Genomic DNA, 24,339 nt, shown 5'->3' on the forward strand with positions numbered 1-24,339 from the left:
AACCACCCGCCGTACCCGTCCATCCACCCCTTGCCCGGAAGGAAGCCATGTCCGACCAGAACCACGAGAGCAACACCAACGCCGAGGGTCACGAGACCCGCGTCGGCGAGATGAACGAGAGCGACCGCAAGTGCCCCGTCGTGCACAACCGTGCGCCGGAGCCGGCCCAGGGCGGCGGCAACCGCGGCTGGTGGCCCGAGCGGCTCAACGTCAAGATCCTCGCCAAGAACCCGGCGGTCGCGAACCCCCTCGGCGAGGACTTCGACTACGGCAAGGCGTTCGAGTCCCTCGACCTCGCAGCGGTGAAGCAGGACATCGCCGAGGTCCTGACCACCTCGCAGGACTGGTGGCCGGCCGACTTCGGGCACTACGGCCCGTTCATGATCCGCATGGCGTGGCACAGCGCCGGCACCTACCGGGTGCAGGACGGCCGCGGCGGCGCGGGCGCCGGGCAGCAGCGGTTCGCCCCGCTCAACAGCTGGCCCGACAACGCCAACCTCGACAAGGCCCGCCGCCTCCTGTGGCCGGTCAAGAAGAAGTACGGCCGCAACCTCTCGTGGGCCGACCTGATGATCCTCACCGGCAACGTCGCGCTGGAGACGATGGGCTTCGAGACCTTCGGCTTCGCCGGTGGCCGCGCCGACGTGTGGGAGCCCGACGAGGACGTCTACTGGGGTCCTGAGACCGAGTGGCTCGGCGCCGAGCGCTACACCGGTGACCGCGAGCTCGAGAACCCCCTCGCCGCGGTCCAGATGGGCCTGATCTATGTCAACCCCGAGGGCCCCGACGGTGAGCCCGACCCCCTGCGGTCGGCTCGCGACATCCGCGACACGTTCGGCCGGATGGCCATGAACGACGAGGAGACCGTCGCCCTCATCGCGGGCGGCCACACCTTCGGCAAGACGCACGGTGCGGCGAACCCCGACGAGCACGTGTCCGACGAGCCCGAGGGCGCACCGCTCGAGCAGATGGGCCTGGGCTGGAAGAACGACTTCGGCACGGGCAACGGCGCCGACACGATCACCAGCGGCATCGAGGTCACCTGGACCACGACGCCGATCCAGTGGAGCAACAACTTCTTCGAGAACCTGTTCGGCTACGAGTGGGAGCTCACCAAGAGCCCCGCGGGCGCCCACCAGTGGAAGCCCAAGGACGGCGCCGGCGAGGGCACCGTGCCGCACGCCCACGACGCCACGAAGAAGATCGCCCCGAACTTCCTCACGACCGACCTGGCGCTGCGCGTCGACCCGGTCTACGAGAAGATCTCCCGGCGCTTCCTGGAGAACCCCGCCGAGTTCGCCGACGCGTTCGCCCGCGCGTGGTTCAAGCTGACCCACCGCGACATGGGCCCGGTCGCCCGCTACCTCGGTCCGGAGGTCCCCTCCGAGGAGCTGCTCTGGCAGGACCCGCTCCCCGCCGCCTCCGGCGAGCCGATCACCGCGGAGGACGTCACCGCGCTCAAGTCGGCGATCGCCGACACCGGGCTGACGGTCTCGCAGCTCGTCTCCACGGCCTGGGCGGCTGCGTCCTCGTTCCGCGGCAGCGACAAGCGCGGTGGCGCGAACGGTGCCCGCATCCGCCTCGCCCCGCAGAACGGCTGGGAGGTCAACAACCCCGCCCAGCTCGCGACGGTGCTGCGCGCCCTCGAAGGTGTGCAGGAGTCGTTCAACGCCCAGGGTGGACGTCAGGTGTCGCTGGCCGACCTCGTCGTCCTCGCCGGTGGCGTGGGCGTCGAGCAGGCGGCCAGGGCCGCGGGCCGCGACGTCGAGGTGCCCTTCACCCCGGGTCGCGTCGACGCCTCGCAGGAGCAGACGGACGTGGAGTCGTTCGCGTGGCTCGAGCCGCGGGCCGACGGTTTCCGCAACTACCCGGGCAAGGGCCACCGGCTCGGCGCGGAGTACCAGCTGCTCGACCGCGCCAACCTGCTCACGCTGAGCGCGCCCGAGATGACGGTGCTCGTCGGCGGCCTGCGCGTCCTCGGCGCGAACTACGACGGCTCCTCGCTCGGGGTGCTCACCGATGCTCCCGGCACGCTGACGAACGACTTCTTCGTCAACCTGCTCGACCTCGGGACGCAGTGGACCTCGACCTCCGAGGACGCCTCGACCTTCGAGGCCCGCGACGGCGCGGGCCAGGTGCGCTGGACCGGCACCCGCGCCGACCTGGTGTTCGGCTCGAACTCCGAGCTGCGTGCCCTCGCCGAGGTCTACGCCAGCGACGACGCGAAGGACCAGTTCGTCGACGAGTTCGTCGCGGCCTGGACCAAGGTCATGGAGCTCGACCGGTTCGACGTCGCCTGAGGCTCGTCGCTGCACCACGCACCCTCCGTATGGCGCCGCGCCATACGGAGGGTGCGTCGTCCGCCCCGGGCGCGCGGCCCGGCGGCCGAGGTTGTAGACAGGACGCATGATCGTCGCCATCGCCGGAGGACACGGACAGATCGCCCTGCTGCTCGAGAAGGAGCTGACAGCGCGTGGGCACGAGGCCATCGCCCTCGTGCGCAACCCCGACCACGTCCCTGACGTGGAGAAGCACGGTGCCAGGGCCGAGGTGGTCGACCTCGAGCACACGACCGTCGAGGCCCTCTCTGCTGCCATCGCCGGTGCCGACGCCGTGGTCTTCGCGGCCGGCGCGGGGCCGGACAGCGGGGCGACTCGCAAGGAGAGCGTCGACCGTGGCGCCGCCGTGCTGCTCGCCGACGCCGCCGTCGCGGCGGAGGTCGGGCGCTACGTCATGGTGTCCTCGATGGGCGCCGACTCCGGGGACCCCGACTCCGACGACGTCTTCCAGGTCTACCTGCGGGCCAAAGGGGCGGCCGATGCCGACCTCCGTGCGCGCACCGAGCTCGACTGGACGATCCTGCGTCCGGGGCGGCTCACCGACGACGAGGCGACCGACCGGGTCGCGCTGGCACCCGCGGTCGAGAGGGGCGCCGTCCCCCGAGCCGACGTCGCCAGCGTCCTGGCCGAGCTGCTCGCGACCGGTGCCGGATCGGGCCTGGTCCTGGAGCTCGTCTCCGGCCACGTCCCCATCGCCGAAGCCGTGGCTGCCCTTCCCACGGACCCTGCCTGAGCGTGACGAATCGTCTTGTGCCCCACCACGATGGGGGTGTGCAGCTGCGCAGCGTCCCGTTCGAGGACGCCGACGTCCAGCACCTCGTCGCCGAGGTACAGGCCTACTACGTGTCCATCTACGGCGGGCCTGACGAATCCCCCATCGTCGACGGCGAGTTCGCAGCACCCCGTGGCGCCTTCGTGCTGGCCACCGACGACACCGGGCCGGTGGCCATGGGTGGATGGCGACGCAGGGACGACCTCGTGCGCCTGTTCGACGCACCTGTTGCCGAGGTCAAACGGATGTACGTCAGCCCGCGGGCCCGGCGACGTGGTGTCTCCAGGCTCGTGCTCGCCGACCTCGAACGCACCGCTCGACTCGCCGGGGTCGCAGTCATGGTCCTCGAGACGGGAATCATCCAGGGGGACGCCATCGCGTTGTACGAGTCGTGCGGCTACTCCCGGACCATCGACTTCGGCCACTACGCCGACTCCGAGCTCTCCCGCTGCTACGCCAAGAGCCTCGTGCACGCAGGAGCGACCTAGGCTCGGCTGGCTCCCGGGCGCGACGTGCCGCTCGTAGGAAAAGGAACACTCTTCGCCGTTTCACTCCACTACCGTGCCGAACGTGTCGGACCAGAAGCTCATCGACTGGGAACGGCGGACCAGCGGACCCCTGCTGGTCGCCGCCCTCTCCTTCCTCGGCGCCTACGCCTGGCCCATCCTCCAGCCACAACTGTCGCGGGCGGCTCAGACCGCCTGCTCGTTCGTGTCCTGGACGGTGTGGCTGCTCTTCGGTGCCGACCTGCTGGTCCGCTTGGCGATGTCCGAGGAACGGCGGCTGTTCCTGCGCCGCAACTGGCTCGACGTCATCACGCTGGCCGTGCCAATGCTTCGCCCGCTCAGGGCCCTGCGAGCTGTCGTGGCGCTGAACATCATCGGTCGTCGAGGTCAGTCCTTCGTGCGCGGCAGGGTGGTCGCCTACGTCGCGGCTGCGGTCGTCGTGGTCGGGTTCGTCGCTGCGTTGGCCGTGCTGGATGCCGAGCGTGGCCATCAGGGCGCCAACATCACGACGTTCGGAGATGCCTTGTGGTGGGCCGCGACGACCGTGACCACCGTGGGCTACGGAGACCAGTTCCCCACGACGCCGGAGGGCCGGTTCGTCGGCGCCGGGTTGATGATGACCGGCATCGCCCTGCTCGGCGTCATCACGGCCTCATTGGCCTCCTGGTTCGTCGAGCGGGTGGCCGAGGTCCAGGCTGCGGAGGAACGGACAGGCGAAGGGGTGAGCGATCTCGCTGCCGAAGTGCGGGCGCTCCGCGCTGAAATCATCGCGTTGCGACAGGAACAGTCCTAGCGCGGGCCGAAGATCGGCGCGGCACCTCTGCACGGGGGTTCAGGACCGCGCGGACGTGACCCGTCGCCCGCTCAGGTCGTGGCGGGTATGGGGCGGGGCCGGGTTCGGTCGCGTCGGCGCCATTCGTCGAGGGCCTCGTCGTAGGAGCCGGTGGTCAGGTCCCACTCGACCCTGGGTCTGCCGCCCTCGTTGCTGGGCCGTCCGCCATACCGGTAGGTGTGCACGATGGTGTGGTGCGCCCGGCACAACAACGCGGCATTGTCGACGTTCGTGGGGCCACCATCAGCCCAGTGCACCAGGTGGTGCGCATCCGACCACGCCGCCGGTTTCGAACAGCCCGGGAACGTGCAGTGCCGGTCCCGCAGCCACAGGTGCCGTATCTGGGCTCGGTCGAACAACCGCCGACCCATCCCCTGGTCCAGGACCTCCCCACGGCTGCCGAGCACGACTGGGATCACCTGGGCGTCGCACGCCAACCGCCGCACCGCCCCCACCGTCAGGGACTCGTCGCCGGCCGTGAGCGCGGCGCCACGGCACCGCCCCTGCAGGGCGTCCAGCCCGACCGTCACCACCAGCGACGTCTTCGCCTGACGAGGCAGGCCTTCCGGCGCGGACACCGCTCGGGTCACCAGGTCCAGCAGGGCGTCCGCGCGCCGCGCGGCGGGGGTACGCAGATCCAGCTCGCCCGTGTCCTCGTCGCGCACCGGCCTCGCCAACGCGTCCACGGCGGCATCGACGACTGCGGCGCCTTCCTCGTCCAGCAGCAGCGTGTACCGCCACATCCCGACCGGGCCGGGCCCCTTGGTCAGCGAGCGGTGGTCCCGACGGATCTGCGCGTCGCGTTCCACCGCCCCGTCCGGGCGGGCCACCTCACCGGCGTGCCGCAGGGCCACCGCGAGCCTGGCCTCGGACAACCCGCCGGCACCACGGGCGCCGGACACCAGCACCGACACCGCCCCGTCCAGACCGACCGGCTCAGCCATGGCTCGCACCGTGCGGTGGAACCGGCAGATCTGCGCCGCCTTGCCCACCGCCAACGCCTCCGCCCGCACCCCAGGGTCCGACGTGCACGCCCCCACTACCGCCTCGACGACCTCGTCGAGGGGGTGGCCCACCGGCCCCACCGACCCCACCGACCCCACCGCTCCTCCCTCAGCCACGGCCGACGCCACGACGTCGGCGTCCAGCAGGTCCCTGGTCGCCAGCAACGGCGCGACCGACCGAGCCCAGTCCACCGGCCCCAACCCCCGCTCCACCCCCAGCCCGCGGCCCTTGGCCTCGGCCAGCACCAGGACCAGCTGCGCCCTCGCCGCCGACACGACCTCGCTCAACAGGGCCAGCGCGGCACCCACCTCAGCATCACCCAAAGACCACAACCGGTCAGGCTCCCCGTGGCACAACACCTCCAGCGCCACCGCGGCCGCATCCACCACAGGGCGTCGCTGCTCACCACCGAAGGTGGGAGGAGCAAGGTCCGCGCTGATCGCCATACCAGGAACACTATCGTCGACCACCGACAACGCCCCGCATTCATCGACAGACCCAATGCCGTTGCACAGCAACGCCATTCGGGTTCTGCGTCAACGGCCGATGACCTTGCGGCCGGGCTTGCGGATCGGTCCGCTGTCGGTCGGCATGACCGCTTGGTGGCTGGCCACCTCGAGCTCGCGGATCAGGCGCTGGGCATCGAGCAACAGGGCGCCGTACGCCGGCCAGGCTCGCGGGTCCTCCAGCTCGGTCTCGCGGATGTCGTGCCCCAGCTGGTCCAGGACGGCGCCCGCCGAGTGGAGGTAGTCGGTCACCGCTCCCACCTCCTCGTCGCCGGGGAGACCGAAGTGGCTGATGGCGCCGGCGACCTTGTCGAGCGCCTCGGCGTAGCGGTCGAGGAATCGCTTGGTGGGGGTCGGCTGGCTGTCGTCCTCGTCGGCCGCGTCGACCAGCGTGCGGGCGATGCCCGACAGCTGCCACTGCGCGCGACCGATGGCATCGACGGTCCGGGCGTACCCCGCCCAGTCCACCTCCATGCCGAGCAGGTTGTCGCGAGGGTTGAACCGCATGCTCTCGCGACCGGTCTCGATCTCCTCCTGGATGGTGGGCGCGAGGCCGACGATCTCCGAGCTCGTGTCGTACCACTTCCGAGCCGCATCGGTGTCCCAGCCCTCGCGCAGCCCCGCGGCGATCTCGTTGAGCAGTGCACAGACCCGGGTCGTCAGCGACCGGATCTGGTCGCGCGGCTGCTGCACGTGCAACGGTGCGAGGACGATCGCGTTCGTCGCCACACCGATGACCCCGCCGGCGATGGTCTCGATGATCGTCAGGTAGGTGAACTCCACGTCGGTCCCACCCACGGTCAGCAGGGAGAGCAGGACCATCGTCGGGACCTGGATCCCGTGGTCACCGAGTCGACGCCAGCGCGCGAGCAGCAGGGCCAGGTAGAGCACCGGGAGCATGCTCCACCAGTGCACCCCCAGCCACGAACCGACCAGCCAGGCCGCAGACATGCCGACGACCACCGCCACGACGCGTTGGGCGCTGGCGCCCAACGACCGCACCATGGTCCTGTCCACGACGAGCAGGGCGGCCATGGGCGCGTAGAACGGGTTGGAGCTGTGCAGGACCAGGACCGCGAACTGCCACGCGAGCACCGTCGCCAGCGCCGCCTTGGCCATGAGCAGCGCGGCGTCACGCTGAGGCCCTGCGACGCGGACCGCCTGCGAGGCGGTGGTCCACCACCCGGCGACGACGGCCCGGACCCGCTCGCCCGGGCGAGGACGGTCCCGCGCTGCTGTCTCCACGCCGTCGACCCTAGGTGGGGCTCTCCCGCCCCACCAATCCACGCCGGACGGGTCGGTACCAAGCCGGACGAATCACCCCGCCCGGCTCAGGCGCCTGCCTCCACGTCGAGGGTCAGCACGAGGTGCTCACGCACGCTCTCGCGGCCGGACCGGAGACCCACGACGGTGCGCGGCCCGCTGTCGTCGACCACGAGCTCCACCGTCGAGGGGAGCAGGACCGGCTTGCGGAACCACACCTCGGAGGTGGAGGGCCCGCTCGCCTCCGGCCCGAGGGTGGCGAGGGTCCGCGCCGCCGTCCACATCCCGTGCGCGATGGCGCGCGGGAACCCCATCGCCTTCGCGCTGAGGGCGTGCAGGTGTATGGGGTTCACGTCACCGGACACCGCGGCATACGCGCGGCCCAGTCCCTCGGGCAGGCGCAGGACGCCGGCGGGAGGCCCCTGCGGCATCGGTGGGCTCGACTGCGGCGCCACGGCGTTCGCGTCGCCTCGACCGCGTCGCAGGTAGGTGCTGCGCCCCTCCCAGACCCGCTCCCCGTCGACGTCCACCTCGGTCACGAGGTCGACGAGCTGCCCCTTGGCGTGCGGGCGCAGGTCGGCGGCGTGCACGGTGACGTCGAGGCGGTCGTCCGCGGTCAGGCGACGGTGCACGGTGATGCGGTTCTCGAGGTGCACCAGTCCCGGCAGCGGCAGCGGGAAGTCACGTCCGGCCATGAGCGCGACCTGGAGAGGAAACCCCAGCACGTGCGGGTAGGTGTGCGGCAGCACGTCTCCCCCGGCGAACCGGCACAGGTGCTGGTAGTCGAGCAGGTGCGCGCGGTCGACCTGGACTGCGGCGAGGTGCAGCCCGTGCGCGGGCAGCGCCCCGCCCCGTCCACGCTGGGTGAGCGCAGCCCGGGCGAACAGCGGTCCGAGGGCAGGTGTCGACGCGACCTCGCGCAGCTCCACGTCAGGCCCCCAACAGGCTCTGGCCGCAGACACGGACGACGTTGCCGGTCACTCCCGCGTTGGCGTCCTGGCTGAACCACGCGATCGTCTCGGCGACGTCGACGGGCAGGCCGCCCTGGCTCAGCGAGTTGAGCAGGCGCCCGACCTCCCGCGTCGCGAAGGGGACCTTGGCGGTCATCTCGGTCTCGATGAACCCCGGGGCCACCGCGTTGACGGTGATGCCCCGACGGACCAGGTCGGCGTCGACCGAGAGGGCGTCGACGAGGCCGATGACCCCGGCCTTGGACGCGGCGTAGTTGGTCTGGCCACGGTTGCCCGCGATCCCCGCGATCGAGGACACGAGGACGACGTGCCCACCGTCGCGGATCCCGTTCTCCCCCAGCAGGACCTCGTTCATCCGCAGGATCGAGCCGAGGTTGACGTCGAGCACAGAGTCCCACCGGGACTCGTCCATGTTGGCGAGCAGCTTGTCGCGGGTGATCCCCGCGTTGTGGACGACGATGTCGAGGCCCCCGTGGCGGCCGGTGGCGTCCAGGATCCGCTGCCCCGCGTCGGCCGCCGTGACGTCGACCTGCAGTGCGGTTCCGCCGACCCGGTTCGCGGTGCGGGCCAGCGACTCCCCCGCCGCCGGGATGTCGACGCAGACCACGTGCGCTCCGTCGCGGGCGAGCACGTCGGCGATCGACGCGCCGATCCCCCGAGCAGCCCCGGTCACGACCGCGACCTTGCCCGCCAACGGAAGGGCCCAGTCGGCCGGCTCGGCCGGGGCGCCCGGTCCGACGCGGACGACCTGGGCGTCGACGTAGGCGGAGCGGCCGGAGAGCAGGAACCGCACCGCGGCGTCGGTGTTGGCCTCGGCGCCCTCGGCGACGAGGACGAGGTTGGCCGTGGCCCCGAAGCGCAGCTCCTTGCCGACCGAGCGGGTGATCCCCTCGAGCGCGCGACGCGACGCCGCCTGGGCGACCGACGTGGCGGACGCCGGATCCGCACCCACGACGACCACCCGGCCGGAGGCCCGCAGCGCCTTCACCGCGGGGGCGAGGACGACGCGGACGAGGTCGAGGTCTCCGGGCTCCGTGACGGTCGTGAGGTCGAGGACCACCGCGCCGAGCCTGGATCCCGCCGGCACCGCGTCGACGACCTCCACCCCCTCGCCGGAGAGCAGCGTGCGGACGTGCTCGGCCACCGGGGCGTCGGCGAGCCCGGCGACGAGGACCGGACCCTCCACGAGCGGTGCGCCGGCGGTATACCGGCGCAGGCGCACGGGCCGAGGGAGGCCCAGCTGCGCGGCGAGCTTCGTGCCCACGGCACTGTTGACGAATCCTGCGTACGCGCCGGCCATGTCAGGCCGCCTCGAGGATCGCCATGACACCCTGTCCACCGGCGGCGCAGATCGAGATCAGGCCACGCGCGCCGGATCCCTTCTCCTGCAACGACTTGGCGAGGGTCGCAACGATCCGTCCACCGGTCGCCGCGAAGGGGTGGCCGGCGGCCAGGGACGATCCGTTGATGTTGAGCCTGGTGCGGTCCAGCGCGCCGATGGGCGCGTCGAGACCGAGCCTGTCGCGGCAGAACGCCTCGCTCTCCCAGGCCGCGAGCGTGCACAGCACGGTGGCCGCGAAGGCCTCGTGGATCTCGACGAGGTCGAAGTCCTGCAGCTTCATGCCCTGGCGTTCGAGCAGGTGGGGCAGCGCGTAGGCGGGAGCCATGAGCAGTCCCTCGTGGCCGGTGACGTAGTCGACCGCTGCGGTCTGCGCGTCGACGAGGTGGGCCAGGACGGGCAGGCCGCGCTCGGCCGCCCACTCGTCGCTGCCGAGCAGCACGACGGAGGCACCGTCGGTCAGCGGCGTCGAGTTGGCTGCCGTCATGGTGGCGCCGTCGCCCCGGCCGAAGACCGGCTTGAGCTTCGCGAGCTTGTCGACCGAGGAGTCCGCGCGCAGGTTCTGGTCCCGGGTGAGGCCGAGGTAGGGCGTCAGGAGGTCGTCGAAGAAGCCGCGGTCGTAGGCCGCTGCGAGGTTCCGGTGGCTCTGCACGGCCAGCTCGTCCTGGGCCTCACGCGTCACGCCCCAGTGCGCCGCCGTCTGGGCCATGTGCTCGCCCATCGACAGGCCGGTGCGCGGCTCGACGTTGCGCGGGATCTCGGGGACGACCTGGCCGGGGCGAAGGCGCGCGACTGCCTTGAGTCGCTGGCCGGGGGTCTTCGCCCGGTTGAGCGCCAGCAGCGTCTCGCGCAGCCCCTCGTTCACGGCGATGGGCGCGTCGGAGGCCGTGTCGGTACCGCCGGCGATGCCGGACTCGACCTGACCCAGGGCGATCTTGTTCGCCACGAGGACCGTCGCCTCGAGCCCGGTGCCGCAGGCCTGCTGCACGTCGTACGCCGGAGTGGTCGGCGCGAGGCTCGAACCCAGGACGGACTCACGGGTGAGGTTGAAGTCGCGGCTGTGCTTGAGGACCGCTCCGGCAGCGACCTCGCCGACCGGCTCCCCCGCCAGCCCGAAGCGGGCCACGAGGCCTTCCAGGGACGCGGTGAGCATGTCCTGGTTGGAGGCCTTGGCGTACGTGCTGTTGGCGCGGGCGAACGGGATGCGGTTGCCACCGATGACGGCGGCGCGGCGGGGCTTCGCTGATGCGGCCACGAGGTCCTCCTGGAGGTCGAGGGTTACTGATACCGACGGTAGCAGGTACGACTGGTACCTGCTACCGTCGACAGCGTGAGCACCACCACCGACGGTCGCAGCACCCGCTGGGACGAGCACCGCGCCAGCCGGCGCCGTGAGCTCGTCGAGGCCACCCTGCGCGCCATCCGGGAGCACGGTGCCGGGGTCGGCATGGACGACATCGCGGCGGCAGCCGGCACGTCCAAGACGGTCTTCTACCGCCACTTCACCGACCGCTCCGGCCTGTATGCCGCCGTGTCGGAGAGCGTGGACGCGCGGATCCTGCGCGACCTCGGGTCCGCCATGGGGGGCGGGTCGCCCGACCTCGCCCGCGCCGGGGGGTCGCCCCGGGCGATCATCGCCGCGGCGATCGACTCCTACCTCGCCCTCGTCGAGCGCGACCCGGAGGTCTACCGCTTCGTCGTCAACGCCCCCCTGCTCGACGCCCCGTCCGGTGGCGACCCCGCCCTGGCCGTGACGAGCCACATCGCCGACCAGATGTCCGCGCTGATCGGCGCAGCCCTCGCCTCGGTCGGCCGCGACACCTCGCCCGCCGCGGTGTGGGGGGCCGGCGTCGTGGGCATGGTCCGGGCGGCTGCCGACCAGTGGCTGGCGGACCCCTCGCTGACCCGCGCCGACCTCACCGCACACCTCACCGACCTGGCCTGGGGCGGACTGTCCGCCGCCTGGCCCGACCCGTCCTGATCGTCCAAGGAGCCACCATGACCGACCTCGCCACCGAGCTGCGCCGCGCCCTCGACGGGCGGTGGGCCCACATCAAGGACGAGGCCCGCACCGACCTGTCCCCCAGCGACTTCGCCGCCCCCGAGGCGGAGCTGACCATGGAGGAGTACCGCGCGCGGGTCGCCGACCAGGTCCAGAAGATCGCCGCGACCGGTCACCCCGCGCGCGGCTTCCCCAAGGAGGCCGGCGGCAACGGCGACCTCGGCGGGTCGGTGACGGCGTTCGAGATGCTCGGCCACGCCGACCTGTCGGTCATGGTCAAGGCCGGCGTGCACTGGGGCCTCTTCGGTGGCGCGGTGGCCAACCTCGGCACCGCCGCGCACCACGCGGCATACCTGCCTCGCATCATCGACGCCACGCTCCCGGGCTGCTTCGCGATGACGGAGACCGGGCACGGCTCCGACGTGCAGTCGCTCGGCACCACGGCGACGTACGACCCCGCGACCGACGAGCTCGTCGTCAACACGCCCGACCTGCGCAGCCGCAAGGACTACATCGGCGGCGCCGCCCGCGACGGCCGGCTCGCCGCGGTCTTCGCCCAGCTCATCACCGACGGTGAGAGCCACGGCGTGCACTGCGTCCTCGTGCCCATCCGCGACGAGGACGGCACGCCCCTGCCCGGCGTCACCATCGGCGACTGCGGGGCCAAGGCGGGCCTGGCGGGCGTGGACAACGGCCGGCTGTCCTTCGACCACGTCCGGGTGCCGCGCACCAACCTGCTCAACCGGTACGGCGACATCGACGACCAGGGGCGGTACACCTCCCCCATCGAGAACTCGACCCGCCGTTTCTTCACCATGCTCGGCACCCTCGTCCGCGGCCGGGTCAGCGTCGCCGGTGCCGCGGGCTCGGCCACGCGGACCGCGCTCACCCTCGCCGTGACGTATGCCGGTCACCGCCGCCAGTTCACCCCGCCCGGCGCCGAGGACGAGGTCGTCCTGCTCGACTACCGGGCCCACCAGCGCAAGCTCCTCCCGGCCCTCGCGAAGTCCTACGCCCTCCAGCTCGCCCAGAACGAGCTCCTCTCGTTGATGCACGACGTCCAGAGCGCTCCCGACGAGGTCGACGAGCACGGCCAGCGCGAGCTCGAGGCCCGTGCCGCCGGCATCAAGGCGGTCTCCACGGCCCACGCCACCACGACCATCCAGATGTGCCGGGAGGCCTGCGGTGGCGCGGGGTACCTCGCCGTCAACCGGCTGCCCGCGCTCAAGGCCGACACCGACGTGTTCACGACCTTCGAGGGCGACAACACGGTGCTGCTCCAGCTCGTCGCCAAGGGCCTGCTGACCGACTACCGCGACAGCTTCGGCAACCTCGACACCCTTGGGATGGTGCGCTTCGGGGCCCGCCAGTTCGCCGGGGCCGTCATCGAGCGCACGGCTGCCCGCGGGTTGGTCGAGCGCCTGGTCGCCGCGGCGCCGGGACGCGACAGCGAGAAGGGGCCCACCGACCGCGGTTGGCAGCTGGCGCTGTTCGAGGACCGCGAGCGGCACCTGCTCGAGACCCTCGCCCTGCGGCTGCGCAAGGCGGGCAAGCCGGGCGCCGACCTCTTCGAGGTCTTCAACCTCGCCCAGGACCACGTCGTCGAGGCGGCCCGCGCCCACGTCGACCGCACCATCCTCGAGGCCTTTGTCGCCGGCATCGACGCCTGCGAGGACCGCACGGCGGCGGCGATGCTCTCCACCGTGTGCGACCTCTACGCGCTGAGCCAGATCGAGGCCGACAAGGGCTGGTACCTCGAGCACGGCCGGATCACCCCGGCCCGGAGCAAGCAGGTGACCGCCGCGGTCAACGACCTCTGCGCGACCCTGCGACCGCACGCCCAGGAGCTGGTCGACGCGTTCGGCATCCCAAAGGAGTGGCTGGGGACCGAGCTGCTCGCTCCGCTGGACTAGGGGGCGCGCAGCAGCGTGCGGCCGTCGTCGGTGACGGTCCAGAACGGGTTGTGGGCGACCTCCCAGGGGTGGCCCTCGGGGTCGACGAAGATGCCGGAGTACCCGCCCCATACCGTGTCGGCGCCGCCGCGGCCGATGGTGGCCCCGGCTGCGCGGGCCTCCTCGAGGACGGAGTCGACCTCTGCAGGGCTGGCGACGTTGAGCGCCAGCGTCACCCCGCCCCAGCCGCCGTCATCGGTGACCACCGAGTCCTCGGCCAGGGCGGTGCGGTCCCAGAGCGCGAGGACGATGCCACCGCACTGGAAGAACGCCACCTCGTCCTCGTCGTTGCCCCGGCGCCAGCCGAGCGCCGTGTAGAACGCCTCGGCACGGGCGAGGTCGCCCACGCCGAGGGTGACCAGCGAGATCCGCTGGTCCATCAGCCGTCCCACCACGGTCGCAGCGGAAGACCTGCCGCACCCTTGTCACCGAGCTTGACCGCCAGCACCTGGTGGAGCTGGACGACGTTGCGCTCGAACCCCAGTCGCGACCCCGCCATGTAGAGGCCCCAGACGCGGGCCGTGGCCTCGCCCACCTCCGCCACGCAGGCGTCCCAGTTGTCCCGCAGGTTGTCGCACCACCCCGCGAGGGTGCGGGCGTAGTGCTCGCGCAGGTTCTCCTCGTGGCGCACCTCGAGCCCGCCGACGTCCTGGATCGCGGCGATGATCGTGCCGGAGCCGGTCAGCTCACCGTCGGGGAACACGTAGCGGTCGATGAACGCCCCGGTGGAGGTGCGCCTGTTGTCGGGACGGGTGATGCAGTGGTTGAGCAGCAGGCCACCCGGGCGCAGCCGGTCCTCGATGAAGCGGAAGTACGACGGGTAGTTGCGCACGCCGATGTGCTCGGTGAGGCCGATCGAGGAGATCGCGTCGAAGCCCGTCTCCGCGACGTCGCGGTAGTCGGTGTGGCGGACCTCGGCCAGGTGCGCCAGCCCCTCGCGCTCGATCGCCTCCTGGGCCCACTGGGCCTGCTCGGCCGACAGGGTGGCGCCGATGACGCGGACCCCGCGCCGCGCGGCATACCGCACCATGCCGCCCCAGCCACAGCCGATGTCGAGCAACCGGTCACCGGGCTTGAGCCGCAGCTTGTCGAAGACGAGGCGGTACTTGTTCTCCTGCGCCTCCTCCAGCGTCGAGGAGTCCTGCGGGTACGCCGCGCAGGTGTACGTCATCGACGGGCCGAGGACACGCTCGTAGAACGCGTTCGAGACGTCGTAGTGATGGTGGATCGCCTCGGCGTCACGGGTCCGGGTGTGCCGCAGCCCCTCGGCGACTCGACGCCACCTCGGCAGGGACTCCTGGGGCGGCGGCGGCGGGGGCTTGAGCAGCTCCACCCCGAGCGACCGGGCGATCGCCGCAGCGGTCTTCGGCGCCGGCATCTGGAAGTGCACCTCGCCCATCGCCGCGAGCAGCGGGTAGGGGTCACCGGGGTGGACCCCGATGAGGTCGAGGTCCCCGGCGACGTAGGCGCGCGCCATACCGAGGTCCCCGGGTGCCGTCGCGAGGTAGCTGGCACCGCGCGGGGTCCGCAGGTCGAGGCCGAACTCGGCGTCCTCGGGGCCGGTACGGGAGCCGTCGTAGGCGGTGAACCGCAACGGCATCTCCCCCGAGGTCACGGCATCGAGGATCTGGGCCATCGACAGCTTTGCCGGGAGGACGTCGGAGTCGGGTCGGTTGCTCTTGAGGATCGTCATGTGCGTCGCACCGCCTTGGAGTAGAGATCGAGCAGTCGGGAACGGGGGTCGTACCTGGCCTTGAGCGCCGCGTACGTCGCGCCGCCGTAGTGCTGCCAGAACTCACCCTCGTCGTAGTAGGAGTCGGAGTAGAGGGACTTGTGGCCGTCGAGCTCGGTGACCTTCGCCTCGATGAGGCGGTTGGTCGCGCCGGGGTCGTCAGGGTCGCGGGGGACGCTGGACCAGAACCCGACGTTGACGTACGTCTCCCCGGGCCGCAGGGGGTACAGGGGCCAGCTGCCGGAGCTGCGCACGGGGCAGAGCCAGATCGGCTCGATCGGCACCTCGCGCAGGAACCACTCGACGAACTCGGCCGTGCGCCCGAGCGGCACCTCGATGTCCTGCACGACGCGTTCGCGCGGTGGCCGGCCCTTCCGGGCCTCGAGCCGGTCGGCCACGTCGAACCGGTGGTCGAGCGCGATGAGCTTCCAGTAGGACGCGCTGTTGCGGAACCGCTTCGGCCACAGCCGACGGATGCCCGGCCGCTGCACCCCGAACGCCCTGCTGCACCAGAACCAGTCGGTGTCCCAGCGCCACAGGTAGTCGTGGGTGGTGAGCAGGTCGGTGTGCGGGCGAGCACCGTCGTGCTGGATCGACCGGTAGTAGACGTCCATGCCGGTGTAGTCGCTGGGCGCCCCCGTGAGGGGTGAGCGCCGCCCCAGCGTGAGGTAGGCCTCGGTGGCCGAGAACACCACGCCGTCGAGGTAGTCGACCCGCTCCCCCTTGTGCTCCCCGGTGTCGACGACGGCACCCATCGCCGTGACGAGCGACTCGAGGTCGTGGAACCGCAGGTGCCGCAGCGCCACCGCCGCATCGACCTCCTCCAGGGAGATGCGCAGCCGGGTGGCGTACCCGAGCGTCCCGTAGGAGTTGGGGAAGCCGTGGAACAGGTCCGCGTGCTCCCCCTCGGGGCGGGCGGTCACGATCTCGCCGCTGCCCGTGAGGATGTCCATCTCGAGCACGGACTCGTGCGGCAGCCCGCTGCGGAACGACGTCGACTCGATGCCCAGTCCCGTGACTGCTCCGCCGAGGGTGATCGTCTTCAGCTGCGGGACGACGAGCGGTGCCAGCCCGTGCGCGAGCGTGGCGTCCACGAGGTCGGCGTACGTGCACATGCCCTGGACGTCGGCCGTGCGGGCGACCGGGTCGACCGACAGCACGCCACCGAGCCCGGAGACGTCCAGGCCGGGGGCGTCGGTCCTGGCCCGGGCCCGGAACAGGTTGGACGTCTTCTTCGCGAGCCGCACCGTGGCATCGGCCGGTATGGCGCGGTAGCTCGCCGCCAGCCGTGCGACGGCGGCCTCGTGCGCGGCCGCAGGCACCATCGGAAGCGGTGCCGACCGCCCCTGCCCCGTTGTCGTCGTCAAGCTGACCACGGCTCGACCTTATGCCGCGCGTGCAACAGTCGTCACGCGGGTTCTTGATCCGTGGTCACGGGGTCCCCCACCCGCACCGTGCCGCGGCGGCTCACGGCGGCATACACCCCGGGGCAGCCGCCGGCGGGGCCGATGACGTCGAGCACGACCTCCCCCACGCGCAGCACCGAGCCCACGGTCGCGGCGAGGTCGGCCGAGGCCAGCGTGACGACCACGTTGGCCCGCGTGTCGTCGCGGACGTCCTCGGCGGCGATGACCTGAACGGGTGCCTTCTTGCGGCGGTCGCCCTCCAGACCCGCGTCGTCGACGACGACGGCCTCGAGCGTGAGGCCGGGCTCGCCCTTGACGGGGTACGTGTGCAGGCTCTGGACCGTCGGCGTCGCCATCAGACCCCCTCGGGTGCCGACGCCAGGGCGGTGTCGATGGCATCGCGGAGCCGGGTGGCCGACGCACGGGTCAGCTCGACCGCGACCCGCTGCCCCGGTCCTCTCGAAGGGTCGGCCAGGTCGATGTTGAGGGTGTGCTCGGCCATGGCGTGGACGGGGTGGTCGTAGTAGACGGTCGCGTCGCTGACGTGGAACCACTGGCCTCCCGGGCCCTTGGCGCTGCCGTCGACGGACTCGGTCACGGTGGCGTACGTACACACGTCAGGCCCCTTGCGTGGAGAGGTGGGTGGCGAAGAAGGCGGCGATGCGTTCCCAGCCGTCGTTGGCGGCCTCGGGCCGGTAGGACGGTCGGTCCACCGCGAAGAACGCGTGCGGCGCGCCCTCGTAGGAGTGGAACTCGTGCGGCTTCCCCAGCTCGGTCAGGCGCGTGTCGAGCTCGGCGACGTGCTCGGGGCTGGGGGTCTTGTCGTCCGCTCCGAAGAGGCCGAGCAGCGGGGCGCGCAGTCCGGGGAGCTGGTCCACGAGGTTGGTCACCTTGAGCGGGAACCCCTCCGGCGGCGTGCCCGTGACGAACGCCCCGTAGCAGTCCACCGCCGCGTCGACGTCGAGGTGGCAGGCGGCCAGGACGCTCTGGCGGCCGCCGGAGCAGTACCCGATGACACCGACCTTCCCGTTGCTGCTCGGGAGTGACCGCAGGTGTGCCGCGGCACCACCGACGTCGCCGACGAGCCGCGCATCCGGGACCCCGCCGTTCGCCCGGGCGGTCGCGGCCGCGTCGGACGGGTCGGCGCCGGGAGCCTCGCGCCAGTAGAGGTTCGGGCAGATCGCGTCGTACCCCAGCTCGGCGAACCGGCGCACGATCTCCTTGGTGGCCCGGTCGTAGCCGGGCATGTGGTGGATCACCACGACCCCGCCGCGGGGGGCGTCGCCGTCGGGCCGGGCGAGGTAGGCCTCGATCTCGTCGCCGTCGGCGCCGGCGATCCGGATGGTTGTGGTGTGCATCGAGTCGCTCACCCTCCGGATGCTATTCCTCGGTTGCTCGCCGCCGCGCCCCTCCCCTCGTCCGGACCGCCTCCACCGGAGGACCCGCCGTCAGGGGTGGGCGGCCTGCTGCGCCACCGCCTGGCAGCTCGTCCCCGTGGTCGTGCCCTCGAAGACCTGGTCGAGGTCGATCTCCTGCTTGACGGCCACCGCCCCGAGGAGCTGGCACATGGCCTGGACCTCGTCGAGGGTCGTGGTGCCGCTGCCGGTGTCCCCGGCCAGGCTGGCCGCTCGTCTCGCGCTGTCCGCGGCGTCGCTCGCGTCGCTGGCGGCCGAGCACGAGGTGAACAGGATGATCACCAGGGCGATGACCATCCACACCGGCAGCCGGAGGGGCTCGCGCGGGGGCGACCCGAGGTCCACCGTCCGGGTGGGTGGCGGCGTGGGTGGTGTGGCTGCAGGGTGCTGGGGCTCTGGTGCGGGTGTTCCTGGCTCGGTCATGGCTTCCCCCCCGGTTCGTGGCCGCTCCCTGCGGCGGCGACGAGTATGACGCCACGAGACCGCCCGGGGATCCGGAACCGCCGCGGAACCTGCCGCGGAACCCACCCGCAACGCGTCGAAGCCCTCCCCGGAACGGGAAGGGCTTCGACGGACGGCGTGGGCGGCTGGTGCCGACCTGGTGGACGTGAAGGGACTCGAACCCATGGCCTCTCGCGTGTGAAGCGAACGCTCTAACCAACTGAGCTACACGTCCAGGTGCCCTTGCGGGCCTGCCGAAGAATAGCGGGAGCGGGTGCGATGGGCGAAATCCGGGGGTCTGTCGGGGCGTCGCCGGCGGGTCAGAGGCCGGGCAGGGAGTTCAGCCAGTCCTCGATGACGTCCGGCAGGAACCCGGGCACGCCCGACAGGAGGAACAGCCCGTAGAACACGAGCGCCACCAGCGCTGCGGTCAGGAGCCCGACGAGCCCCTTGACCCAGAGAGGCTTGGGGCCGATCCAGTCGTTCCAGTCGGCGAGGCGCGCCTTGCCCCAGTCGAGCAGCCGCTGGGCCCACTCGAACTCCGACGCCAGGATGCCGATGCCGACGAAGACGATCAGCCAGCCGGGTCCCGGAGCGGGCACGGCGATCAGTCCGGCGATGGTGACGAGGGCGCCGACGATCCCCACGACCCACTTGTAGATGCGGTGGCTGTGGGGGTTCGAGCGGATCTTGCGCCGCCACTCCCAGTCCTTCTCCCGGTCGTTCTCCCGGTCGTTCTCCCGGTCTCGTGACCGGCGTCGTTCGTCGGAGGGCGACTGCTGCTGGTCCTGCCTGGCCTCGGGGGTGCGGCCCCGTGTCTGGTCGGTCACGGATCCATTCTCTCCTGACAGAGCCGGGCGAACACCTCGGCCGCGCGCCGGGTCACCGGCCCCACCTCGAGGGTGCGGTCGTCGACGGCGTTGATCGGCAGGACGTCCTTGGTGCTGCTCGTGATGAACACCTCGTCGGCGCTGTCGAGGACGTCCAGCGGCAGGGCCTCCTCGACGACCTCCATCCCGTCCTCACGGCACCACTCGATGGTGACCTCGCGGGTGATACCGGCCAGGCAGCCGGAGTCCAGGGGCGGCGTGCGCAGCACCCCGTCGACGACGACGAAGATGTTGGACCCGGTGCACTCGCACAGCTCCCCACGGGTGTTCGCGAACACCGCCTCGATCGCCCCGCGCTCCTTGGCGTACGCGAGGGCGACGACGTTCTCGGCATACGAGGTCGTCTTGAGGCCGGCGACGGCGGAGCGCTCGTTGCGCGTCCACGGGGTGACGGCGACCGAGGCGTTCGCCGGCGGTCGCGGTTGGGCGCCGGCGGTGACGATGTACGTGAGTGGGCTGTCGTCCCGGTCGGACCCGAGTGGGCCGGCTCCTCCGGTGACGGAGTAGCGCAGCCGACCGAACTCGATCGGGTCGCCCGCGGACAGCACCGCATCGATGCCTTCGGCGAGGCGGTCGTGGTCGGCCGGCGGCAGGCCGAGCCCGGCCATCGTGCGGTCGAGCCGACGGGCGTGGCGGGTGGCCGCGAACACCTGCCCGTGGTCGACCTTCGCGGTCTCGAACGCCCCGTCCCCGACGGTCACCCCGTGGTCGAGCGCCGCGATGGACGGCTCGTCCACCCCTGTCAGCCGACCGTTGACCCAGACCCTCACGCTGCTCATGCGTCCACCCTCCCAGATGCGAGCCCGACCAGCCGTGCGGCCTTGACCCGGGTCTCCTCCCACTCACCCGCGGGGTCCGATCCCCACGTGATGCCTGCCCCGGTACCGAACCGCAACCACCGTCGTCCGTCCGCACCCCGCTCTGCCCAGAACGTCCGGATGCCGACGGCGAGATCCGCCGTGCCCGCATCGGCGTCGACCCACCCGACTGCCCCGCAGTACGGACCGCGAGGGACCGGTTCGAGGTCGGCGATGGCCTGCAGGGCAGTGTGTTTCGGTGCGCCGGACACCGACCCGGGTGGGAAGGTGGCGGCCATGACGTCCTCCCAGCTCGCCCCGGGACGCAGCTCGCCGGAGACCGTCGACACGAGGTGCACGAGACCGGGGTGCTCCTCCGGTGCGCAGAGGTGGTCGACCCGCACGGTGCCGGGGCGGCTGACGTGCGACAGGTCGTTGCGGACCAGGTCGACGATCATGACGTTCTCGGCGTAGTCCTTGGGCAGCATCGCCTCGAGGTGGGTCGCGGTGCCCTTGATGGGCCGCGACTCCAGCTGGTCACCGTCGCGCAGCAGGAACGCCTCCGGGCTCGCGCACACGACGTCGAGTCCCGCGTCCGGCACGTGGATGCGCGAGGCGTATGGCGCGGGGTTGCCCCGCGCGAGCAGCTGCGCCAGGCCGTCGAGGTCGGCCTCCTCGGCCAGCTCGTGCGACATCACCCGGCAGAGGTTGACCTGGTAGACGGTGCCGGCGGCGATGCGGTCGCGGATCTCCCGCACCCCTGCGAGGTAGCCCGCCTCGTCGAGGCTGGTGCCCCACTCCCCGCGCAGCGGCACCCACGGCACGGTGCGCGCCTTCGGCGGCTGACGCGTCACGTGGGCGAACCGCACGGCAGTGACCGACCCCTCGAACTCGGCGACCACGGCCCAGAACCCCGAGCCCAGGCCGTCGAGCGCCTCCAGCCCGGACAGGTCCCGATGCACCTCGACGGGCCCGGTCGCGACGAGCGACCCGAACCGCCCATGTCCCGATGCGGCCGCCTCCACGATGGCGATCCTAGGGCGACCTACACTCGGCGCTCATGCGCCCACTCGCAGCGGTCACCGCTGCCGCCCTCGCGGTCACGCTCACGGCCTCCTGCTCCGCGGGCGCCTCCGACGGGACCGCCACCAGCCGGACGGGCAGCCCGAGCACCCGCCCCGGCGGGACCCCGAGTGCAAGCGGCACGTCCGCCACGACCACGACGCGCGCGCCCGGGACGTCGTCGACGACGGCGTCGCCCAGCTCCACCACGGCCGCCCGGCCGAGCGACCCGAACACCCTGACGATGGCGTTCGCCGGGGACGTCCACTTCGAGGACTACCTCGCCCCCCTGGCGTCACGTCCCGACGGCCTCGCCGAGCTGCAGGACTCCCTCGGCGCCGCCGACCTCGCCATGGTCAACCTGGAGACGGCGATCACGACGCGAGGGACGAAGATCGGCAAGGAGTTCCACTTCCGGGCCCCCGCCTCGGCGCTGAGGACCGTGCAGGGCGCCGGGGTCGACGCCGTGAGCATGGCCAACAACCACGGCGTGGACTACGGACCGGTCGGGCTGCAGGACACCCTCGCCGCGAAGCGGACGAGCCCCATCCCGGTCGTGGGCATCGGCGCCGACGAGGACGAGGCCTTCGCCCCGGCGGTCCTGTCGGCCAAGGGCCTGCGGGTCGCTGTCTTCGGCGCCTCCGAGGTCTTCGAGATGACCCTCTCGCGCTACTCGGCCGGACCGGGCAAGGGCGGCATCGCCAGCGCCGCCCCGGTGACCCGGCTGCGCAGGGCCGTTGCCGCAGCGTCCAGGAAGTACGACGTGGTCGTGGTCTTCCTGCACTGGGGACTGGACTACCAGAAGTGCCCCGACCCGCTGTCCGCGGAGACCGCGCAGGTCCTCGAGGAGGCAGGAGCCGACATCATCGTCGGCGGCCACTCCCACCGGGTCAACGGCGCCGGGTGGCTCGGGCGCTCCTACGTCGCGTACGGGCTCGGCAACTTCGTGTGGTGGCGCAGCAAGGAGCCGGACTCCCGGTCCGGCGTGCTCACCTTGTCCCTGGACGTCAAGGCCGCGAAGGGCACCGGGTCGAACGGCCACAGCGTGGTGCGCACCGCGAGCTGGACGCCCATGCTCATCGGCAGTGACGGCATACCCCGTCGTCCGGGGGCTGCGGACACCAAGCGGCTCCACGGGCTCTGGGAGCAGGCGAACGCGTGCACCGGGCTCGAGTCCCGGCCGAGCTGACGTGCGCCGCGCACCCCGTGCGCGGGGAATGGATGTGACACCTCGCGGGTTGATGTAGTTGAATTCGCAACTACCTACACGAGAGGCGAGACCGATGCAGTTCGGGATCTTCACCGTCGGCGACCTGACCACCGACCCCACCACGGGCACCACCGTCAGCGAGCACCAGCGCATCAAGGACACCGTCGAGCTCGCCAAGCACGTCGAGCAGGTCGGCCTGGACGTCTTCGCGACCGGTGAGCACCACAACCCCCCGTTCGTGCCGTCCTCCCCCACCACGACGCTGGGGTTCATCGCCGCCCAGACCTCGCGGCTGCTGCTGTCCACCTCGACGACCCTCATCACGACGAACGACCCCGTGAAGATCGCCGAGGACTACGCGACGCTGCAGCACCTCGCCGACGGTCGTGTCGACCTCATGATGGGCCGCGGCAACACCGGCCCGGTGTACCCGTGGTTCGGCAAGGACATCCGCGACGGCATCGCCCTCGCCGTGGAGAACTACGCGCTGCTGCGCCGGCTCTGGACCGAGGACGTCGTCACCTGGGAGGGCAAGTACCGCACCCCGTTGCAGTCCTTCACCGCCACCCCGCGCCCGCTCGACGGCATCGCGCCGTTCGTCTGGCACGGCTCGATCCGCAGCCCCGAGATCGCCGAGCAGGCGGCCTACTACGGCGACGGCTTCTTCCACAACAACATCTTCTGGCCGATGAGCCACACCCGTCAGATGGTCGCGCTCTACCGTCGCCGCTTCGAGCACTACGGCCACGGCTCGGCCGACCAGGCCATCGTCGGCCTCGGTGGGCAGGTCTTCATGCGGGCCAACAGCCAGGACGCGGTGCGGGAGTTCCGCCCGTACTTCGACAACGCGCCCGTCTACGGCCACGGCCCGTCGCTGGAGGAGTTCAGCCGGGAGACGCCCCTCACGGTGGGTTCGCCCCAGCAGGTCATCGAGCGGTATGCCGCGATGGCCGACTCCGTCGGCGACTACCAGCGCCAGCTCTTCCTCATCGACCACGCGGGGCTGCCGCACTCGACCGTGATGGAGCAGGTCGAGATCCTCGGCACGCAGGTCGTCCCCGAGCTGCGCAGGATCGCCGCCGCCCGCAGGCCGGCCCACGTGCCGGACGCCCCGACCCACGCCAGCCGCCTCGCCGCGGCCCGATCCCTGGAGGTCTCCCGATGACGAGTCCCCTGTCGTCCCAGTCGAGCCCACGCCGGGTCGTGGTGGTCCAGGCGGGCCTCGGACAGCCGTCGTCGACCCGCCTGCTCGGCGAGCGGCTCGCCGCCGCCACCCGCGACGCGCTGCTCGAGCGCGGGCAGGAGGCGACCGTCGACGTGGTCGACCTCCGTGAGCACGCCCACGACCTGGCGAACGCGCTCCTCACCGGCTTCCCCAGCGGTGCGCTGCGTGAGGCCGTCGACGCCGTCGCCTCGGCCGACGCCGTGATCGCGGTGACGCCGGTGTTCCAGGCGTCCTACAGCGGCCTGTTCAAGACCTTCTTCGACGTCCTCGACGAGGGTTCCCTGCGGGGCACCCCGGTGCTGATGGCGGCCACCGCAGGCACTGCCCGCCACTCCCTGGTCCTCGAGCACGCGATGCGTCCGATGTTCGCCTACCTCAAGGCCGTGACGGTCCCGACGGGTGTGTTCGCGGCGTCCGAGGACTGGGGCGGTGGCGACCCGGGCCAGGGGCTGTCCACCCGTGTCGAGGTCGCCGCGGCCGAGCTCGCCGACCTCGTGTCGGGGCGTGCTGCTGCGGCGGCACCGGCCCGCAACGGCACCGAGCTCGCCGACCCGGTGCCGTTCGAGGAGCTGTTGGCCCGCTGAACCCACGCCGGGATGTCGCTTGTGCCCCGGTAGCAGCACGGAAACGCCGGTATCCGCTACGTCAGATTGCTGATGCCGCCGCGCTGCCAC

24 protein-coding genes and 1 tRNA gene are annotated in these 24,339 nt (G+C 71.8%); 9 read left to right on the top strand and 16 right to left on the bottom strand.

Annotated elements, in window-relative coordinates; all coding sequences use genetic code 11:
• Positions 1-47: 47 nt before the first annotated feature.
• From katG to ACYVKF_RS17190, 4 genes are all read left to right on the top strand, one after another.
• A complete protein-coding gene (katG, locus tag ACYVKF_RS17175) occupies positions 48-2,300 on the top strand; it encodes a catalase/peroxidase HPI (protein ID WP_460968003.1) in 2,253 nt (750 codons plus the stop codon).
• Positions 2,301-2,406: 106 nt separating this feature from the next.
• Positions 2,407-3,072, top strand: coding sequence for an NAD(P)-binding oxidoreductase (locus ACYVKF_RS17180; RefSeq protein ID WP_460968005.1), 666 nt, complete (start codon positions 2,407-2,409; stop codon positions 3,070-3,072).
• 38 nt (positions 3,073-3,110) lie between these two features.
• Positions 3,111-3,599: a GNAT family N-acetyltransferase gene (locus ACYVKF_RS17185; RefSeq protein ID WP_460968007.1), complete on the top strand. Its 489-nt coding sequence runs from the start codon at positions 3,111-3,113 to the stop codon at positions 3,597-3,599.
• An 82-nt stretch (positions 3,600-3,681) separates the two neighbouring features.
• Complete coding sequence (locus ACYVKF_RS17190) at positions 3,682-4,410, top strand: potassium channel family protein (RefSeq protein WP_460968009.1); 729 nt, start codon at positions 3,682-3,684, stop codon at positions 4,408-4,410.
• Between the two features lie 71 nt (positions 4,411-4,481).
• On the opposite strand, the gene ACYVKF_RS17195 is transcribed toward ACYVKF_RS17190, so the two are convergent.
• The 5 genes from ACYVKF_RS17195 to ACYVKF_RS17215 form a co-directional block, all read right to left on the bottom strand.
• The gene (locus tag ACYVKF_RS17195; protein ID WP_460968011.1) at positions 4,482-5,900 is read right to left on the bottom strand and encodes an HNH endonuclease signature motif containing protein; all 1,419 of its coding nucleotides are present in this window, start codon (positions 5,898-5,900) and stop codon (positions 4,482-4,484) included.
• A gap of 90 nt (positions 5,901-5,990) precedes the next feature.
• Positions 5,991-7,205 carry an FUSC family protein gene (locus ACYVKF_RS17200; RefSeq protein WP_460968013.1) on the bottom strand — a complete coding sequence of 405 codons (1,215 nt, stop codon included), beginning with the start codon at positions 7,203-7,205 and terminating at the stop codon, positions 5,991-5,993.
• A gap of 86 nt (positions 7,206-7,291) precedes the next feature.
• A complete protein-coding gene (locus tag ACYVKF_RS17205; RefSeq protein ID WP_460968015.1) occupies positions 7,292-8,152 on the bottom strand; it encodes a MaoC/PaaZ C-terminal domain-containing protein in 861 nt (286 codons plus the stop codon).
• 1 nt (position 8,153) lies between these two features.
• Positions 8,154-9,494, bottom strand: a complete 1,341-nt coding sequence (locus ACYVKF_RS17210; protein ID WP_460968017.1) for a 3-oxoacyl-ACP reductase — start codon at positions 9,492-9,494, stop codon at positions 8,154-8,156.
• Position 9,495: 1 nt separating this feature from the next.
• Positions 9,496-10,788 (bottom strand): acetyl-CoA C-acetyltransferase, encoded by a 1,293-nt coding sequence (locus ACYVKF_RS17215; RefSeq protein ID WP_460968019.1) that lies wholly within the window; start codon positions 10,786-10,788, stop codon positions 9,496-9,498.
• A 75-nt stretch (positions 10,789-10,863) separates the two neighbouring features.
• Between ACYVKF_RS17215 and ACYVKF_RS17220 the strand changes: the two genes are divergently transcribed.
• Both ACYVKF_RS17220 and ACYVKF_RS17225 read left to right on the top strand, forming a co-directional pair.
• The gene (locus ACYVKF_RS17220) at positions 10,864-11,514 is read left to right on the top strand and encodes a TetR/AcrR family transcriptional regulator (protein WP_460968020.1); all 651 of its coding nucleotides are present in this window, start codon (positions 10,864-10,866) and stop codon (positions 11,512-11,514) included.
• 17 nt (positions 11,515-11,531) lie between these two features.
• Positions 11,532-13,448, top strand: a complete 1,917-nt coding sequence (locus tag ACYVKF_RS17225; RefSeq protein WP_460968022.1) for an acyl-CoA dehydrogenase family protein — start codon at positions 11,532-11,534, stop codon at positions 13,446-13,448.
• Here ACYVKF_RS17225 and ACYVKF_RS17230 read toward each other — a convergent pair.
• The 11 genes from ACYVKF_RS17230 to ACYVKF_RS17280 all read right to left on the bottom strand — a co-directional run bounded on the left by ACYVKF_RS17230 (position 13,445) and on the right by ACYVKF_RS17280 (position 21,193).
• Positions 13,445-13,867: a VOC family protein gene (locus ACYVKF_RS17230; protein WP_056917087.1), complete on the bottom strand. Its 423-nt coding sequence runs from the start codon at positions 13,865-13,867 to the stop codon at positions 13,445-13,447. The two genes, ACYVKF_RS17225 and ACYVKF_RS17230, sit on opposite strands and share 4 nt — an antisense overlap.
• Positions 13,867-15,180, bottom strand: coding sequence for a class I SAM-dependent methyltransferase (locus tag ACYVKF_RS17235; protein ID WP_056914525.1), 1,314 nt, complete (start codon positions 15,178-15,180; stop codon positions 13,867-13,869). The genes ACYVKF_RS17230 and ACYVKF_RS17235 overlap by 1 nt, the downstream gene beginning before the upstream one ends.
• Positions 15,177-16,595: an FAD-binding oxidoreductase gene (locus tag ACYVKF_RS17240; protein ID WP_460968025.1), complete on the bottom strand. Its 1,419-nt coding sequence runs from the start codon at positions 16,593-16,595 to the stop codon at positions 15,177-15,179. Before ACYVKF_RS17240 ends, ACYVKF_RS17235 begins: the two co-directional genes overlap by 4 nt.
• Positions 16,596-16,627: 32 nt before the next feature.
• Positions 16,628-16,981, bottom strand: a complete 354-nt coding sequence (locus ACYVKF_RS17245) for a hypothetical protein (protein WP_460968027.1) — start codon at positions 16,979-16,981, stop codon at positions 16,628-16,630.
• On the bottom strand, positions 16,981-17,241 hold the full coding sequence (locus ACYVKF_RS17250; RefSeq protein WP_056914528.1) for a DUF6295 family protein: 261 nt from the start codon (positions 17,239-17,241) through the stop codon (positions 16,981-16,983). Before ACYVKF_RS17250 ends, ACYVKF_RS17245 begins: the two co-directional genes overlap by 1 nt.
• Position 17,242: 1 nt before the next feature.
• Positions 17,243-17,995, bottom strand: a complete 753-nt coding sequence (locus ACYVKF_RS17255) for a dienelactone hydrolase family protein (protein ID WP_460968029.1) — start codon at positions 17,993-17,995, stop codon at positions 17,243-17,245.
• 78 nt (positions 17,996-18,073) lie between these two features.
• Positions 18,074-18,463, bottom strand: a complete 390-nt coding sequence (locus ACYVKF_RS17260) for a hypothetical protein (RefSeq protein ID WP_460968030.1) — start codon at positions 18,461-18,463, stop codon at positions 18,074-18,076.
• 176 nt (positions 18,464-18,639) lie between these two features.
• A tRNA-Val gene (locus ACYVKF_RS17265) sits at positions 18,640-18,716 on the bottom strand.
• 85 nt (positions 18,717-18,801) lie between these two features.
• Positions 18,802-19,311 carry a TIGR02611 family protein gene (locus tag ACYVKF_RS17270; protein WP_460968032.1) on the bottom strand — a complete coding sequence of 170 codons (510 nt, stop codon included), beginning with the start codon at positions 19,309-19,311 and terminating at the stop codon, positions 18,802-18,804.
• Positions 19,308-20,150 carry an aminotransferase class IV gene (locus ACYVKF_RS17275; RefSeq protein ID WP_460968034.1) on the bottom strand — a complete coding sequence of 281 codons (843 nt, stop codon included), beginning with the start codon at positions 20,148-20,150 and terminating at the stop codon, positions 19,308-19,310. The genes ACYVKF_RS17270 and ACYVKF_RS17275 overlap by 4 nt, the downstream gene beginning before the upstream one ends.
• Positions 20,147-21,193 carry a chorismate-binding protein gene (locus ACYVKF_RS17280; RefSeq protein ID WP_460968036.1) on the bottom strand — a complete coding sequence of 349 codons (1,047 nt, stop codon included), beginning with the start codon at positions 21,191-21,193 and terminating at the stop codon, positions 20,147-20,149. The genes ACYVKF_RS17275 and ACYVKF_RS17280 overlap by 4 nt, the downstream gene beginning before the upstream one ends.
• Before the next feature lie 35 nt (positions 21,194-21,228).
• Between ACYVKF_RS17280 and ACYVKF_RS17285 the strand changes: the two genes are divergently transcribed.
• The 3 genes from ACYVKF_RS17285 (at position 21,229) to ACYVKF_RS17295 (ending at position 24,249) form a co-directional block, all read left to right on the top strand.
• Positions 21,229-22,419, top strand: coding sequence for a CapA family protein (locus tag ACYVKF_RS17285; RefSeq protein WP_460968038.1), 1,191 nt, complete (start codon positions 21,229-21,231; stop codon positions 22,417-22,419).
• A gap of 94 nt (positions 22,420-22,513) precedes the next feature.
• On the top strand, positions 22,514-23,605 hold the full coding sequence (locus tag ACYVKF_RS17290; protein WP_460968040.1) for a CE1758 family FMN-dependent luciferase-like monooxygenase: 1,092 nt from the start codon (positions 22,514-22,516) through the stop codon (positions 23,603-23,605).
• Positions 23,602-24,249, top strand: a complete 648-nt coding sequence (locus ACYVKF_RS17295) for an FMN reductase (RefSeq protein ID WP_460968042.1) — start codon at positions 23,602-23,604, stop codon at positions 24,247-24,249. Before ACYVKF_RS17290 ends, ACYVKF_RS17295 begins: the two co-directional genes overlap by 4 nt.
• Positions 24,250-24,339 lie beyond the last annotated feature (90 nt).

This window comes from Pedococcus soli (assembly GCF_054782575.1).

What these genes read in the sequence shown, in the direction of transcription:
- katG (WP_460968003.1), top strand. Translation starts at nt 48, where the DNA reads ATGTCCGACCAGAACCACGAGAGCAACACCAACGCCGAGGGTCACGAG.
- ACYVKF_RS17180 (WP_460968005.1), top strand. Translation starts at nt 2,407, where the DNA reads ATGATCGTCGCCATCGCCGGAGGACACGGACAGATCGCCCTGCTGCTC.
- ACYVKF_RS17195 (WP_460968011.1), bottom strand. Translation starts at nt 5,900, where the DNA reads ATGGCGATCAGCGCGGACCTTGCTCCTCCCACCTTCGGTGGTGAGCAG.
- ACYVKF_RS17210 (WP_460968017.1), bottom strand. Translation starts at nt 9,494, where the DNA reads ATGGCCGGCGCGTACGCAGGATTCGTCAACAGTGCCGTGGGCACGAAG.
- ACYVKF_RS17225 (WP_460968022.1), top strand. Translation starts at nt 11,532, where the DNA reads ATGACCGACCTCGCCACCGAGCTGCGCCGCGCCCTCGACGGGCGGTGG.
- ACYVKF_RS17230 (WP_056917087.1), bottom strand. Translation starts at nt 13,867, where the DNA reads ATGGACCAGCGGATCTCGCTGGTCACCCTCGGCGTGGGCGACCTCGCC.
- ACYVKF_RS17235 (WP_056914525.1), bottom strand. Translation starts at nt 15,180, where the DNA reads ATGACGATCCTCAAGAGCAACCGACCCGACTCCGACGTCCTCCCGGCA.
- ACYVKF_RS17245 (WP_460968027.1), bottom strand. Translation starts at nt 16,981, where the DNA reads ATGGCGACGCCGACGGTCCAGAGCCTGCACACGTACCCCGTCAAGGGC.
- ACYVKF_RS17260 (WP_460968030.1), bottom strand. Translation starts at nt 18,463, where the DNA reads ATGACCGAGCCAGGAACACCCGCACCAGAGCCCCAGCACCCTGCAGCC.
- ACYVKF_RS17275 (WP_460968034.1), bottom strand. Translation starts at nt 20,150, where the DNA reads ATGAGCAGCGTGAGGGTCTGGGTCAACGGTCGGCTGACAGGGGTGGAC.
- ACYVKF_RS17285 (WP_460968038.1), top strand. Translation starts at nt 21,229, where the DNA reads ATGCGCCCACTCGCAGCGGTCACCGCTGCCGCCCTCGCGGTCACGCTC.
- ACYVKF_RS17290 (WP_460968040.1), top strand. Translation starts at nt 22,514, where the DNA reads ATGCAGTTCGGGATCTTCACCGTCGGCGACCTGACCACCGACCCCACC.
- ACYVKF_RS17295 (WP_460968042.1), top strand. Translation starts at nt 23,602, where the DNA reads ATGACGAGTCCCCTGTCGTCCCAGTCGAGCCCACGCCGGGTCGTGGTG.